The sequence below is a fragment of the Vibrio sp. 2132-1 genome (assembly GCF_033344315.1).
This window is the reverse complement of record NZ_JAWPON010000885.1, coordinates 1-511: the sequence shown is the minus strand read 5'-3', so window position 1 is coordinate 511 and position 511 is coordinate 1. Positions and strand designations below refer to the sequence as shown.

Below are 511 nucleotides of genomic sequence, written 5' to 3'. Positions count from 1 at the left end.
ATGTTGCAGGCTTGGATACCACGCCAGACGCCATCATCGCGTTAGCAGGCGGTGATAATCCTGCGGCGAAAAAACTGACCTCTTACAAACCACTGTCAACCGAAGCGATGGTAGAGATGCAACCCGATGTCATTTTAGTTAGTGGCCGCAGCTATGAGACCATGGGCGGTGCAGACGCCATTTTAAAGGCGATGCCGTTACTTGCAGCAACACCAGCAGGCCAGACAAAGAACATCATCACCATTGATGGACACGCTTTGGTTGGCGGTTTGGGACTAAAAAGCCTGTCAGAGGCTAAACGTCTCAATGCCTTGCTTTACCCATAGAGATTTTCGATGCTGTTACGACGTATTCCTTTATCAACCACGCTGATTACGCTGTCTGGATTTTTAGCGTTTATCGCCATTGCTTCTATAACCGTCGGCCCGATGAACATCAGTTTCACAGACAGTCTGCGCGGCTTAATTGGCGCGCATTCAGAGCTGGCACCACACATTCAACTCGTTATCAA

1 protein-coding gene and 1 pseudogene are annotated in these 511 nt (G+C 49.3%); both read left to right on the top strand.

Annotated features, from left to right (window positions below; translation table 11 throughout):
• Positions 1 to 326 (top strand): ABC transporter substrate-binding protein (locus R8N47_RS28550; protein WP_318186526.1); only part of this gene is annotated, 326 nt, incomplete at its 5' end.
• Positions 327 to 335: 9 nt separating this feature from the next.
• Positions 336 to 511 (top strand): annotated as a pseudogene (locus tag R8N47_RS28545) (iron ABC transporter permease); the annotation flags it as partial.